General features: G+C 71.4%; 10 protein-coding genes. 8 read left to right on the top strand and 2 right to left on the bottom strand.

Annotated elements, in window-relative coordinates; all coding sequences use genetic code 11:
- Window positions 1-2: 2 nt before the first annotated feature.
- Window positions 3-737 (bottom strand): helix-turn-helix domain-containing protein, encoded by a 735-nt coding sequence (locus ABT061_RS32915; protein WP_350925351.1) that lies wholly within the window; start codon window positions 735-737, stop codon window positions 3-5.
- Between the two features lie 126 nt (window positions 738-863).
- On the opposite strand from ABT061_RS32915, the gene ABT061_RS32910 reads away from it, so the two are divergent.
- From ABT061_RS32910 to ABT061_RS32875, 8 genes are all read left to right on the top strand, one after another.
- Window positions 864-2,363, top strand: coding sequence for an argininosuccinate lyase (locus ABT061_RS32910; RefSeq protein ID WP_350925349.1), 1,500 nt, complete (start codon window positions 864-866; stop codon window positions 2,361-2,363).
- On the top strand, window positions 2,360-3,265 hold the full coding sequence (locus ABT061_RS32905; protein WP_350925347.1) for a GHMP family kinase ATP-binding protein: 906 nt from the start codon (window positions 2,360-2,362) through the stop codon (window positions 3,263-3,265). Before ABT061_RS32910 ends, ABT061_RS32905 begins: the two co-directional genes overlap by 4 nt.
- Window positions 3,262-4,293, top strand: a complete 1,032-nt coding sequence (locus tag ABT061_RS32900) for a PLP-dependent cysteine synthase family protein (RefSeq protein WP_350925345.1) — start codon at window positions 3,262-3,264, stop codon at window positions 4,291-4,293. The genes ABT061_RS32905 and ABT061_RS32900 overlap by 4 nt, the downstream gene beginning before the upstream one ends.
- Window positions 4,290-5,597, top strand: coding sequence for an ATP-grasp domain-containing protein (locus ABT061_RS32895; protein WP_350925343.1), 1,308 nt, complete (start codon window positions 4,290-4,292; stop codon window positions 5,595-5,597). Before ABT061_RS32900 ends, ABT061_RS32895 begins: the two co-directional genes overlap by 4 nt.
- A gap of 48 nt (window positions 5,598-5,645) precedes the next feature.
- The gene (locus tag ABT061_RS32890; RefSeq protein ID WP_350925341.1) at window positions 5,646-6,749 is read left to right on the top strand and encodes a GntG family PLP-dependent aldolase; all 1,104 of its coding nucleotides are present in this window, start codon (window positions 5,646-5,648) and stop codon (window positions 6,747-6,749) included.
- A gap of 23 nt (window positions 6,750-6,772) precedes the next feature.
- Window positions 6,773-8,206: an MFS transporter gene (locus ABT061_RS32885; protein WP_350925339.1), complete on the top strand. Its 1,434-nt coding sequence runs from the start codon at window positions 6,773-6,775 to the stop codon at window positions 8,204-8,206.
- Between the two features lie 590 nt (window positions 8,207-8,796).
- The gene (locus ABT061_RS32880; RefSeq protein ID WP_350925336.1) at window positions 8,797-11,844 is read left to right on the top strand and encodes a hypothetical protein; all 3,048 of its coding nucleotides are present in this window, start codon (window positions 8,797-8,799) and stop codon (window positions 11,842-11,844) included.
- A gap of 189 nt (window positions 11,845-12,033) precedes the next feature.
- On the top strand, window positions 12,034-12,558 hold the full coding sequence (locus ABT061_RS32875) for an FAD-dependent monooxygenase family protein (protein ID WP_350925334.1): 525 nt from the start codon (window positions 12,034-12,036) through the stop codon (window positions 12,556-12,558).
- Between the two features lie 205 nt (window positions 12,559-12,763).
- Here ABT061_RS32875 and ABT061_RS32870 read toward each other — a convergent pair whose 3' ends face one another.
- Entirely contained in the window at window positions 12,764-13,615 is an 852-nt protein-coding gene (locus tag ABT061_RS32870; protein WP_350925332.1) for a helix-turn-helix transcriptional regulator, read from the bottom strand.
- Window positions 13,616-13,701 lie beyond the last annotated feature (86 nt).

The raw sequence follows: 13,701 nt of genomic DNA, 5'->3' as shown, positions 1-13,701 counted from the left end.
TCTCACCTCAGACGCGCGAGGGTGAGGTGCCGGGACGGGACGAGCCCCGCGAGCGGTTCCCTGCCGGTGACGACGACGGCGGTGAAGCCGAGCGTCAGCAGTGGCGGCAGGCGGTCGGCGTCCCGCGCGCCGTCGGCGTCGTCGACCAGCAGCAGGCACCGCCCGCCCGAGGCCGGGGACGTCATGCGAGCTATGCGCGCCAGCCGCACGGCGGTGCGCAGCTCGCCGGGACCGCGCCGGTCCCGGCCGAGGTCGAGGAAGAGCACGTCCAGTGCCATCCGCTGGCGCAGCACGTGGGCGCACTGGACGGCGAGGGTGGTCTTGCCGACTCCGGCCGGGCCCGTGACGGTCACCAGCGCGGGTTCCCCGCCACCGGAGGCGACCGACACCACCTCCTCGACCTCCCGCAGCAGCGGGAGCCGGCTCAGCGCGACGGTGCCGCTCACCGAGGGCAGGCCCCACTCCGGAGGCGGTGCCACGACGGGAGCGCCGAGCGAGCGGGGCGGCGCCGCCTCGAAGGTCACCCGGTCCTCACCGGTCAGTTCAAGGGCGGCGGCCAGGCGGCGCACCGAGGTACGGTGCGGGTAGCGGGTGCGACCCCGCTCAAGGTCGCGCAGCGTGCGCACGCTCAGGCGGGCGCGTTCCGCCAGCTCCTCCTGGGTCAGCCGCGCCTTGTCGCGATGGGTACGCAGCAGCTGAGCGAATCCCAGGCTGTCGGACAACAGTGCAGACCTCACGTGAATCCTCCCGGTGACGATCAGATGCCGCCAACGTAAGAAGTGCCGGTTATCGCCGGATATCGCCTCGATATCGCCGGTCATTCCTCCTGGTCACCCCCCATGCGCGCTGGCAGCGTGAGACGCATGCTTCCGACAGGACGGATACGACGGGGCCCGGCGCCGCTACTGGACGACGCGGTCCTGACCCAGCGGTTCGACTGGGAGACGCGCACCCTGCTGCGGCACTACCGCTGGATCGAGCTGACCCACACCGGCGAGTACGCCCGCATGGGGCTGCTCGACCGGGACGCGGCCGAGCGGATCCGCCGGGCGGTGCTGGACCTGACGCCCGAGCAGGTCGGCGCCGAGCGCGCGGCGGCCATGTCGGACCCGCTGTTCGCCCTGGAGAGGTGCGTCCAGGCACACGTACCCGAGAGCGCGCACGCCTGGCACGTCGACCGCAGCCGCAACGACGTCCAGGCCTGCGCCCAGCTCATGCTCGGCAGGGAACGGCTGCTGGAGACCGCGGCCGCGGTGAGCCGGCTGGCCCGCGCCGCGCTGCAGACCGCGGCCGGGCACACCGAGTCGATCATGCCGGGGTACACCCAGCACCAGACCGCGCAGACCATGACCTTCGGCTTCTACCTGGCCGCGCTCGCCGAGGCGGTGACCGGTGCCGCCGAGTCGCTGCAGGCGCTGTTCGACACGGTCAACCTCTGCCCGCTGGGCGCCGGGGCGATGGCCGGTCTGGAACTGCCGTGGGACCGGGGGCGGATCGCGGTCGCGCTGGGTTTCGACGGCCCGCAGCCGCACGCGCTGACCTCGGTCGCCTCCCGCTCCTGGGTGCTGCGCACGGCCGGGGAGCTGTCGGTGCTCGGCACCACGCTGAGCCGCTTCCTGACCGACCTGATCTGGTGGAGCGGGTCGAGCTGCCGCTTCATCGACCTGCCGGACGAGCTCGCCGGCATCTCCTCGGCGATGCCGCACAAGCGCAACTTCCCGATCCTGGAACGGGTCCGCGGGATGAGCGGCCACCTGGTCGGGCTCTCGTACGACCTCATGATCGGTCAGCGCAACACCGGCTACACCAACCTCGTGGAGGTCTCCAAGGAGAGCACCCGCTTCCTGGAGGACCTCTTCACGACCTGCCACACGATGCTGGCGCTGTTCGAACGGGTGGTCACGGACGTGCGGTTCCACCCGGAGCGGGCCCGCCGGGTGGTGCGGGACGAGCTGATGGCCGCCTCGACCGTCGCCAACCACCTCACCCTGGAGCACGGCGTGCCGGCCAGGGACGCGCAGGTGCTCGTCGGCGTGTGGATCTCGGCCGCCCTGGAGCGGCTCGGCCCTGCGGACACCCTCACCCCCGGCCTGCTCTCGGCGCCGGACCTGGTCGCCGCGGGCGAACGGCTCGGCTTCACCCTGGCCCTCACGGAGGACGAGGTACGCGAGCTGCTGGATCCGGAGGCGGGCGTGTGGCGCAAGCAGACCACCGGCTCGACCCACCCCGAGCAGGTCCATCTCCTCCTGGAGCAGGTCGGCGACCGGCTGGCCGCCGTCGACCGGGGAGCCGCCGAGCGGTCCCGATGGCTGCGAGACGCCTGGGAACACACCACCGGCACGAAGGCGGGCGAGCTGACATGACCATCCAGATGCCGATCCGGGAGAGCGACGGCCGCAGCGGAGGGGCCGGCCGAGGGCGTGCCCCAGGCACCTTCGGCGAACTCCTGCAGGGGATCCTGGGATCCGGTACGGACTTCCTGGTGACCTTCCCCGTGGACCTGTACGTGGAGGCCGCCTTCGAACCCGATCCCCAGCTGGACCAGGTGATCGTCTCGCCGCCGCACAAGAACAAGGCACGGCGCCTCGCCACCGGGATCATGTCCCACTACGGGGTGCACACCGGCGGCTGGCTGATGCTCAACAGCGCGCTCCCCGAGGGCAAGGGCATGGCCAGCTCCACCGCCGACCTGGTCGCCACCGCGCGCGCGGTGGACTCGGCCTTCCGCCTCAAGCTCCCCAACCGGCTGCTGAAACAGATGATGGCCGAGATCGAGCCGTCCGACGGGGTCATGCATCCGGGGATCACCGCGTTCTTCCACCGGCAGGTGCGGCTGCACCGGCGGATGGGCACGCTCCCCCAGCTGACCATCGCCGGGATCGACGACGGGGAGAGCGTCGACACCGTCGCCTTCAACCGGTCGAGGAAGCCGATTCCCGCCCACTGGGCGGTGCGCTACGGCGAGTTGCTCGACCAGCTCACCCACGCCGTACGCGACCACGACCTGGCCGCTGTGGGCCAGGTCGCCACCGCCAGCGCCCGGCTGTTCCAGACCTTCAACCCCAAACCCCATCTGGCGGCGGTGGAGGAGATCTGCCACGACGTCGGCGGGCTCGGCACGGTCGTCGGTCACAGCGGTACGTGCCTGGGCATCCTGCTGGCCCGGCACGATCCCGAGCACGGTCCCCGGCTGGCCCGCGCCCTCACGGAGCTGGAGCGGCTGGGGCGGCCCCTCATCGTCTGTAGGAGCACGAGCCGGACATGACACTCAGAACTGACGCCATCGACGCCATCGGCCGTACTCCGCTGATGCGGCTGCGCGCGACCGGCGGGGCGACCGTCCACGCGAAACTGGAGCTGGCCAACCCGTACGGAATGAAGGACCGCGTCGCCAGGCAGGCGATCCTGACCGCCAGGGCCGAGGGGGTGCTGGCCGACGGCGGCCTGATCGTGGAGAGCTCCTCGGGCACCCTGGCCATGGGGGTCGCGCTGGTCGGCACGTACCTCGGCCACGAGGTGCACATCGTCACCGACCCCCGGATCGACCCGATCACCATGGCCAAGCTGGAGGCGCTGGGCGCCACCCTGGACATCGTGCCCGCCATGACCGGCAACGGCTGGCAGAGCGCCAGGCTGGAGCGGCTGCGGGCCGTGCTGGCCGCCAACCCCGGCGCGTTCTGGCCCAGGCAGTACGACAACCCGGCCAACCCCGCCGCCTACGACCGCCTCGCCGAGGAGGTGATCTCGGAGATCGGCCGGGTCGACGTACTGGTGGGCGCGGTGGGCAGCGGCGGCTCGCTGTGCGGGACGGCGCGGGCGCTGCGCCGGACCAACCCCGCACTGCGGGTGGTCGCCGTGGACGCCGTCGGCAGCGCCATCTTCGGCCAGCCCGACGTGCCGAAGCGGTTGCAGAGCGGACTGGGCAACAGCCTGGTTCCGGCCAACGTCGACTTCTCGGTCATCGACGAGGTCCACTGGCTGTCGGACCGGGAGGCCTTCGCCGCCACCCTGGAGCTCGCCTCGCACGAGAAGGTCTTCGCGGGCAACAGCTCCGGCTCCGCCTACCAGGTGGCGCGCTGGCTCGGCTCGCGGCTCGACCCGGACGTGTCGGTGGTGGTGATCTTCCCCGACCGGGGCGACCGGTACGTCAACACCATCTACAGCGCCGAGTACCGGGCGGCGCACGGCCTGACCGACCTGCGCCCACCGCTCGCCCCCGAATCGATCCAGCTCACCGACACCGCCGTGACCTGGTCCTACGCGACGCTCGGCCGGTCCTTGGAGTACGTATGAACCCCGTCCTCGTCTTCGTCGAGTCCAACACCACCGGCTCCGGGATGCTGGCCTTCGCCAAGGCCGCCGCGCTGGGGTTCACCCCGGTGCTGGCCACCGCCGACCCGGCCCGCTACACCGGGCTGGCGGCCACCGGGGTGCGGATCGTCACCTGCGACACGGACTCTCCCGCCACCCTGGCGGCAGAGCTGCGCCGCACCCTGGGGGAGATCGCCGGGGTCACCACGACCAGTGAGTTCTACACCGTCGCGGTCGCCGGGCTGGCCGCCGACCTCGGGCTGCCCGGCAACCCGCCGGAGGCCGTCGCCGCCTGCCGGGACAAGGGGCGGACCCGCCGGATCCTGGCCGCGGCCCGGCTGCCCTCCCCCGCCTTCGAACTGGTCGGCCCCTGCGACGACATCGACACCCGAGTCGTGATCGCGCTGTCGCGGATCGCGCTGCCCTGCGTCGTCAAGCCCGTCGACGACACCGGCTCGCTGAGCGTGGTGCTCTGTCACACGCCCGGGGAGGTGGCGGCCCACTGCCGCCGGATCATCTCGGCCGCCGTCAACGTACGGGGCCAGGCCACCGCGAGGACCGCGCTGATCGAGGGCTATCTGGCAGGCCCCGAGTACAGCGTCGAGACGGTCGGCTCCGGCGGGTCGCACCGCTGTGTCGGCGTCACCGCCAAGCGGGTGACGGCGCCGCCGCACTTTGTGGAGCGCGGGCACGTCTTCCCCGCGCCGCTGCCGGCGGACGAGACCCGAATCCTCGTCGAAACCGCGTTCCGCGCGCTGGCCGCCGTCGGCGTCACCCACGGTGCCACCCACATCGAGATGAAGCTCATCGACGGCCACGCGTACGTCGTGGAGATCAACGCCCGTCCCGCGGGGGGCATGATCCCCGAGGTCATCGCGCGGGCGAGTGGCTTCGACCTGCTCGACGCCCATCTACGGGCCGCGGTCGACCTGGAGCAGCTGCCGCTGCCCGAGCGGTTCGCCCCGGCGGGGATCGCCTTCCTGCTGCCCCCGGAGCGCGCCGCGACCGGGCGGGGGAAGGCCGTCCTGCGGGAGGTGGCCGGGACGCGGGAGGCCGGTGCCGTGCCGGGCGTCGACACGGTGGCCGTCACCGCACCGCAGGGTTTCGAGGTGCGGCCGGCCCGCAGCAGCTACGACCGGCTGGGCTATGTGATCGCGCACGCGCCCGGCCATCGCGAGCTGGAGGAGACGCTGAACACCGCGCTCGGCCACCTGCGGCCCGTGCTGCTCCACGAGTTTCCGCCGATCGAGATCCCCCGCCAGGAGTACCGGACCTCATTCTCCTGAATCTCCGCCCCGGCCTCCGTACTCAGAACTCCCCCGATTGGAAATCCCATGACGAGCGTGCTGGACAACCCCCACCTGGTCGCCGGAGAGAACGACGGCGGCGGCGAGATCGAGCTGCGCAGCGACACCTTCACGCTGCCCACCCCCGCGATGCTGGAGGCCGCCGCGAACGCGCCGCTGGGCGACGACGTCTACGGCGAGGACCCGACGGTGGCCAAGCTGGAACGGCTGGCGGCCAACCTGCTCGGCAAGGCCGCGGGCTGCCTGATGCCCAGCGGCACCATGGCCAACCTCGCCGCGCTGCTCGCGCACTGCCCGCGCGGCGGCAAGGCGATCGTCGGCCACGAGTCCGACCTGTACGTCTACGAGGCCGGGGGCGCCTCGATGTGCGGCGGCATCGTCTACGAGCCGCTCGCCAACCTGCCCGACGGGACGATCAGCCTGGAGGACATCGCCGAGGCGTGCACCGTCGACCGTACCGACCCGCAGATCGCCCCTCCGGCGCTGGTCAGCCTGGAGACGCCGCAGAACCGGTGCGGCGGCCTGCCGCTCCAGCTCGACTACCTCGCCGAGGTGGCCCAGCTGACCCGCTCGCACGGCGTGGCGCTGCACCTGGACGGGGCGCGCATCTTCAATGCCTCGGTCGCGCTGGGCATCACCCCCGCGGAGATCGCCTTCTACGCCGACACCGTGCAGATCTGCCTGTCCAAGGGCCTGTGCGCGCCGATCGGATCGGTGCTGGTGGGCGACCGGGCGATCATCGCCCAGGCCAGGCGGATGCGGAAGATGCTCGGCGGCGGCATGCGGCAGGCCGGCATGATCGCGGCCTGCGGCATCATCGCCCTCACCGAGATGACCGGCAGGCTGGCCGAGGACCACGAGAAGGCCGCCCGCCTCGCCCGCGGACTGGCACGGCTGCCCGGCGTACGGCTGAACCCCGGCCCGCCGATCACGAACATGGTCTTCTTCCGGGTACGCGACGAGCGCTACACCACCCGGTCGTTCATCGCGGCGGCCCGGCGCAGAGGCGTCCGGGTGGAGGAGCTGGGGCACGGGCGGATTCGGGCGGTGACCCACGCGGGGGTCAGCGCGGACGCCGTCGACCGGGCGATCGGGGTCTTCGCCGAACTGCTCGCCCCCACCGGCCGATGAGAACCCACCGGGGCGGGGAGAGCATGCGAACGGACGAGAACAGCACGTCGGCACAGTGGAGAGCGGACACCGGCAGGCCCGCGGAACGAGGAGCGGCGGACCTCTCTGAGAACAGACCGCCGAAACAGCGAACAGCGGACACCGACCGAGACCGGCCCGCGGAAACACAGGCGACGAGCACCACGGCGAACGAACCACCGAAACAGCGGGCCGGGGGAAACGCGGGCCGCCCGGGGCTGGGGCGCTCGTTTCATCACCTGTGGGCGGCGTCCGGCCTGTCGAACCTGGCCGACGGCGTCCTGCTCGTCGGCGTCCCCCTGCTCGCGGTCTCCCTCACTCGCTCACCGGCGCAGGTGGCGCTGGTCAGTGCCGCGACGACGCTGCCGTGGCTGCTGCTGGCCCTGCACGCGGGCGCGATCGCCGACCGCCTCGACCGGCGCCGGATCATGGTCCTGGCGGGCTGGTCCCGCGCCGCCGTGCTGGCCGCGACGGCCGCCGCCGCCTGGCTGGACCTGCTGAGCCTGCCGGTGCTGGTGGCGGCGGTGCTGCTCGCCGGTGCCGCCGAGGTGTTCGCCGACACCTCGGCCCAGTCGGCGCTGCCGATGACCGTGACCGGCGACCGGCTGGGCGCGGCCAACGGTCGGCTCGTCGCCACTCAGACCCTCGGCAACCACTTCCTCGGCGCCCCGCTCGCGGGCCTGCTGGTCGGCATCGCCACCACCACCGTGTTCGGCACGGCCGCCCTGCTGTACGCGGCCGGCGCGCTGCTGCTGCTCGGCATGCGCGGCCGGTTCCGCCCGGAGGCCGCCCCTGCCCAGGCGCTGCGCGCCGACATCGCCGACGGCATGCGCCACCTGTGGGGACACCGCGCCCTGCGCGGCCTGGCCGCGTACTCCGGCGTGCTCAACCTCGCCTACGGCGCCTACTTCGCGGTCTTCGTGCTCTGGGTGGTCGGTGACGGCTCCCGGGTGGGACTCACCCCCGGCCAGTACGGCCTCCTGGCGGCGACCCTGGCCGCCGGCGCGGTGGCCGGTTCGGTGCTCTCCGGCTCACTCACCCGTCTGACCGGCGAGAACGGCGCCCTGGTGGGCGTCACACTGCTCAATGCCCTGCTGCTGGTGGTGCCTCTCCTCCTTCCCTCTCCCCTGGTGGTCTTCCCCGCCGCCGCGGGCATCGGCGCGGCCAACGCCGTCACCAACGTCGTCTCCGTCTCGCTGCGCCAGCGGCTCATCCCCGAGGGTCTACTCGGCCGGGTGAACGCCACCTGCCGCCTGATCGGCATGGGCGCCATGCCGCTGGGCGCCGCCTCCGCCGGCCTGCTCGCCACCCTGGCGGGCCTGTCCGCCGTCTTCTGGTCCGCCTGCGCACTCTCCCTGCTCGCGGCGGCTATCATCCTGCGCGGTGGGGAGGCCGGAGGTCCGGCACGAGGCCACCGCGGGGCCACGAGCCGCGAATGAGGCGGCTGTCCGACACCACGGTCGGCGCTCAGGAGACCCTGATCCGGTAAAACGCACGGATGGTCCGGCTCCCCACCCGTGGTCATCGGCCGGTGGGTCGGGTCGGATCGGCCGCTGGGGGTTCGTCAGAAGTGCGGCCGCCGGTTGCCTGGCCGGGGCAGCGGGTGCGGGCACTGGCCCAGCCGACGAGAGCGGTAGCCAGGTTCAAGGCACTGACGGCCAGCGGGATCCAGGCGGGCAGGTCGTGCATGACGGACTCCAGGAAGTCTCGGGGGTCGTGAGGAAGGGTGAGCCGACCAACGCTGTGTGGTGCTGATGCCCAGTGCACCCGACGTCCGGAGAGTCCGGCAGCGGCGGCGAACAAAGCCGGACGAATCGCTGCAGCTCTCTACCTGCGGAAGGCAAGCTGGTACTTCCTCGGCGGATTCTCCCCGGGCCGAACCTGGACAGGGTGTCCGGCGCTGTTCGCCGCCGGGACCGGACGGAGGTCATCGCCGGTAGCGGCCGGCGATGCGACAGGATGACGAAGGGATGCGATGACGCGGCCTTCAGCAGATCGGCCCCCTTCTGCGGGCGCCGATCCAGCGCAGGTGCACACCCTGGCCGAGTTGGCCGCGGCGCTGGAGGCGTTGCGGGCGGGGCGCTCCTATAGCGAACTGGCCAAGGCGGTGCGGCCCGCCCGGCTGGCGTCCAGCACCCTCAGCGACCTGCTGTCCGGTGAGACGCGCCCGTCAGCCGAGACGCTGGAGCTGTTCCTGACCGCCTGCGACGTGCCCGAGGAGGCTCGGGGGTCGTGGCGGTCGGCGCGGAAGCGCGCCCTGACGGTCGCGCCGGCGCTGGCCGGGGTGGTGCGGGTGGAACAGGCCGATCCGCGCCTGTTGGGAGTGCATGCCGCGATCGAGGCCCCGGGCGCCACAGGTGAACTGCCGGTGTACGTGCTACGCGACACCGACACCGATCCGCGCGGGGTACGTGCCCTGGTTGGCCGGGCCGCCGAACGGGGTGGCCTGGTGGTGCTGGTGGGCTCCTCGTCGGTGGGTAAGACCCGCTGCGCCTATGAGGCGATCCACGCCTTGGTGCCGCAGTGGTGGCTGCTGCACCCGGCCGATGCCGACCACGTCCGGCAGGCGGCCGCCGACCCGCCGTCGCGGCTGGTGGTGTGGCTGGATGAGCTGCAACGCTACCTGGGCGGCCCGGCCGGGCTGCGCGCCGCCACCGTCCGTGCGCTGCTGCAGGCGGGAGCGGTCGTGGTGGCCACCGTGTGGCCTGAGCGTCATGCCGTTTACACCGCCCCGCCCTGCTCCGGCGGTGAGGATCCCTACGTCGCCGAACGCGAGCTCCTGGACCTGGCCGGCATCGTTCACCTCGATGCCGCGCTCAGTCTGGCCGAGCGGAAACGCGCCCGCGCCGCCTCCGTGGCCGATCCGAGGATCGCGCTGGCGCTGGAGTCGGCCGACTACGGCCTGACGCAGGTCATCGCCGCGGCCCCGCAGCTGATCGACCGTTGGCGCGGCGCCGACCCCTACCAGTCGGCGGTGTTGAACGCGGCCGTCGACGCCACCCGGCTCGGTGTGCAATCTCCGCTGAGTGCGGAATTGCTGCGCGCGGCCTCGCCCGGTTACTGCGACGCCCGCCAGAGGGCGGCCGCGCCGGCCAACTGGTTCGAGGGGGCGCTGGCGTATGCGACCGAGACCCTACACGGCGCCGCAGCGGCGTTGGCCCCGGTCGCCGCTCCCGGCACGATGGGGCGCCCCTCGGGCTACCTGGTCGCCGACTACCTGCAACAGCACGCCGGGGCTCAGCGGCGCGCTACGAAGGTGCCCGGCGCGACTTGGCGGGCCTTATGTGAGCACCTGACCGACCCCGCCGACCAGGCCAGTACCGGTAGGGCCGCGCAGGATCGGTTGCTGTACTGCTACGCCGAACCTCTCTACCGGCACGCCGCCGATGCCGACGACGAAAGCGCCGCTAGCAGTCTGGTCGGCCTGCTGGTCGAACACGGGCGGGTGGAGGAGGCCATCGCGGTCCTGCGCACTCGCGCCGATGCCGGCGACGACATCGCCGCTTTACGGCTGTCCGGCCTGCTGGTCGATCAGGGGCGGGCAGAGGAGGCCGTCGCGGTCCTGCGCGCCCGCGCCGACATCGGCGATCCATACGCCGCTTACCACCTGGTCAACCGGCTGGTCGAACACGGGCGGGCAGAGGAACTACGCGCCCGCGCCGACACCGGCGACACATACGCCGCTCAGCGGCTGGTCAACCTGCTGCTCGATCAGGAGCAAGTGGAGGAAGCCGTCGCAGTCCTGCGCCCCCACACCCGTGCCGGCGGCGAAGACGCCGGCGACGACTACGCCACATACGCTGCTCTACAGCTGGTCGGTCTGCTGGCCGAGCTAGAGCTGGTGGAGGAACTATGTGCTCGCGCCGACACCGGCGACACATACGCCGCCGTGCGGCTGGCCAGCCTGTTGGCCGAGCAGGGGCGGGCAGAGGAACTACGCGTTCGCGCCGACACCGGCGACGCACGCGCTGCCCGGTGGCTGGCCAGGCTGTTGGCCGAGCAGGGGCGGGTGGAGGAGGCCACTGCGGTCCTACGTGCCCGCGCCGATGCCGGGGACGTACCTGCCGCCCGGCGACTGGCCGAACTGCTGGCCGGGCAGGGGCGGGTGGAGGAGGCCATCACGGCCCTACGCCCCCACGCCGACACCAGCGATACAGCCGATACCGGTTATATATCCATCGCGGTAGAGCTGGCCGACCTGCTGGTCAAGCAGGGGCGGGTGGAGGAGGCCATCACGGCCCTACGCCCCCGCGCCGATGCCGGCGACATATCTCCCGCCCAGCGGTTGGCTGACTTGCTGCTTGAGCAGGGGCGGGTGGAGGAGGCCATCACGGCCCTGCGCCCCCGTGTCGACGCATACGCCGCCTGCTGGCTGGTCGACCTGCTGGTCAAGCGGGGGCGAGCGGAGGAGGGCATCGCGGCCCTGCGCCCTCATGCCGACACCGGCGACCTACCTGCCGCCCAGTGGCTGTCCGGCCTGCTGGTCGAGCAAGGACAGACAGGGGAATTACGCGCCCGGGCCGATGCCGGCGACACGTACGCCGCCCACCGGCTGGCCAGTCTGTTAATCAAGCGGGGGCGAGCGGAGGAGGCCATCACGATCCTGCGCCCCCACGCCGATGCCGGCGGCGGAGACGCCACACACGCCGCTCACCGGCTGGTCGATTTGCTGGCAGAGCAGGGGCAGGTGGAGGAACTCCGCACCCGCGCCGACACCGGCGACACACACGCCGCCCGTCAGCTGTCCGGACTGTTGGCAAAGCAGGGGCGGGCAGAGGAACTCCGCACCCGCGCCGACACCGGCGACACACACGCCGCCAGTTGCCTGGCCGATCTGCTGGCAGAGCAGGGGCGAGTGGAGGAACTACGTGCTCGCGTCGACAGCGGCGACACAGGCGCCGCCTTCCGGCTGGTCGATTTGCTGGCAGAGCAGGGGCAGGTGGAGGAACTCCGCACCCGCGCTGCTACCGGTAACCCATACGCCGCCCACCGGCTGGTCGGCTTGCTGGCCAGACAGGGGCCGGCCGAACAAGCAAAGCAACTGCGTCGCTTCGGGGTGCCGGCAGAGGAGGACTGATGTGGAACTACTGTAAGAGCCTGCTGACAAAGGGATTTGGTGTGAGGTTTGGGTCAGCAGACCGCAGGGGTGTGGTCATCATCGGGTTGTTGACTCGCGAACCAGCCCCGGCCACAGCGAGAATCAGCATCATCGGAGCAGGTCGGTGGCCTCACCTGTGCTCGCATCCTGCAGAAGCACGGCATTCCCGTGACGGTCTGCGACCGCGACACCCACCCGGCGGCGCGCAACCAGGGCGGCACCCTCGACCTGCACGCCGACGACGGGCAACTTGCCCTGCGCGAGGCCGGCCTGATCGAGGAGTTCTTCCGGCTGGCACGCCCGGAGGGACAGGAGATGCGCCTGTTGGATCCGACGGGGCTGATTCTGGGCCACCACGTCCCGGCCGAAGACGAGCTCTTCAAACCGGAGATCGACCGGGGCCAGTTGCGTGATCTGCTGCTCAGTTCGCTGGAGCCGGGGACCGTACAGTGGGGCCGCGCCGTCGAGAAGGTCAGCTGGCCGGCTCCACCACGGTCGCCGACGCCATCGCCACCTACGAAAAGACCATGCTCCCCCGTGCCGCGGACACGGCCCGGATCCTCGAAAACGGTGCCGAGGCCCTGCTCTAGCGACACGACAGCGGCGAAATCGCAGGATTCGGCCCGCCCCAGCGCTGACCGGTCAACCGATACCGACCCCTACCCAGACACCTCAACCGTTCCTGAGCGCTGAGCAGGCGGTGGAGCGGCCGATTTCGAGAGTGCACGCGGCCTCGGTGACCGAGACGCCGTCGTTGACCAGGCGGCGCAGCGTCGCCAGTCCGGCGGGGCCGGTGACAGCCCTGCTTCGGGAGAGTCTCCTTGCGCCTACAGCCGGGCCGGAGTCGCGTCCGGGCGCGTACGCCGTCGTTGCCGGGTAGAGGCACGTCAGGACACCACTACGCGACACTCGCGGCAAGGGCTGACAACTCTTCCAGCCTCCGCGATGTCTCCTCATCGTCGGGAGTCATCACCATCAGCCGGTGGCCCGTCTCCGTGACGTCGGTGGAGACAAAGTTCAGCTGGAGAAGCCCCACAAGCGGACTCTCGAGGCGTTTCACCTCGTAGTGCTGGAGAAGCACATCGTGGCGGCTCCACAATTGCGCGAATTCGTCCGACTGCTCCAGCAACCGCGCGACCACGCTCGAGGTATCCGCTCCTGCCGCCCCGGCACTCGCCGCGGCACGCATCCTCGCCACCATCCTGGTCGCGACGATGTCGTCATCGACATACCGGCTGCGCCAGTCCGGGTCCGTGAAGAATTGCATAGCGCAGTTCCGTTCACCGGATGGGATCAGGTCCATGTCGGTGAAGAGGTACTGGTAGGCGCGGTTGTACGCCACCACATCGAACAAGGGCGTTTGCAGACACGCGGGATAGGGATCCAGCTTGTCCAGCACCGGCTGGAAGGCCGTCAGCAGAGCCGGGTCGCATACGACCGGATCGGTGGGCGGTGTCCGCACGCCGGCAAGCCTCCGCAAGTGTTGCGTTTCCGCCTCATCCAAATGCAATGCCCGGCCGACCGCTCTGAGCACTTGCATGCTGACATTAATCGGCCGACCCTGTTCGAGCCAGGTGTACCACGTAACCCCCACCCCTGCGAGCACTGCGACCTCCTCGCGCCGTAGGCCCGGCGTGCGACGTCGTCCGGTAGCCGGAAGCCCGACCCTGTCGGGACTCAACCGCTCGCGTCGGGTGCGGAGGAAGTCGCCGAGCTCACGCCGGGCGATCGGGGAGATCGTGTCGGTCATGACTCCATACTGCTGCACCCAAGGTTCCCCAGCCAGGTTCGGCTACTACCCCCATAAACAGGCTTCTGGTACCCGGATCCGCGAAC

Source organism: Streptosporangium sp. NPDC002544 (assembly GCF_040295965.1).
Classification (GTDB): domain Bacteria; phylum Actinomycetota; class Actinomycetes; order Streptosporangiales; family Streptosporangiaceae; genus Streptosporangium.
The sequence above is the reverse complement of the archived record's forward strand: the minus strand, read 5'-3'. Positions and strand labels throughout refer to the sequence as shown.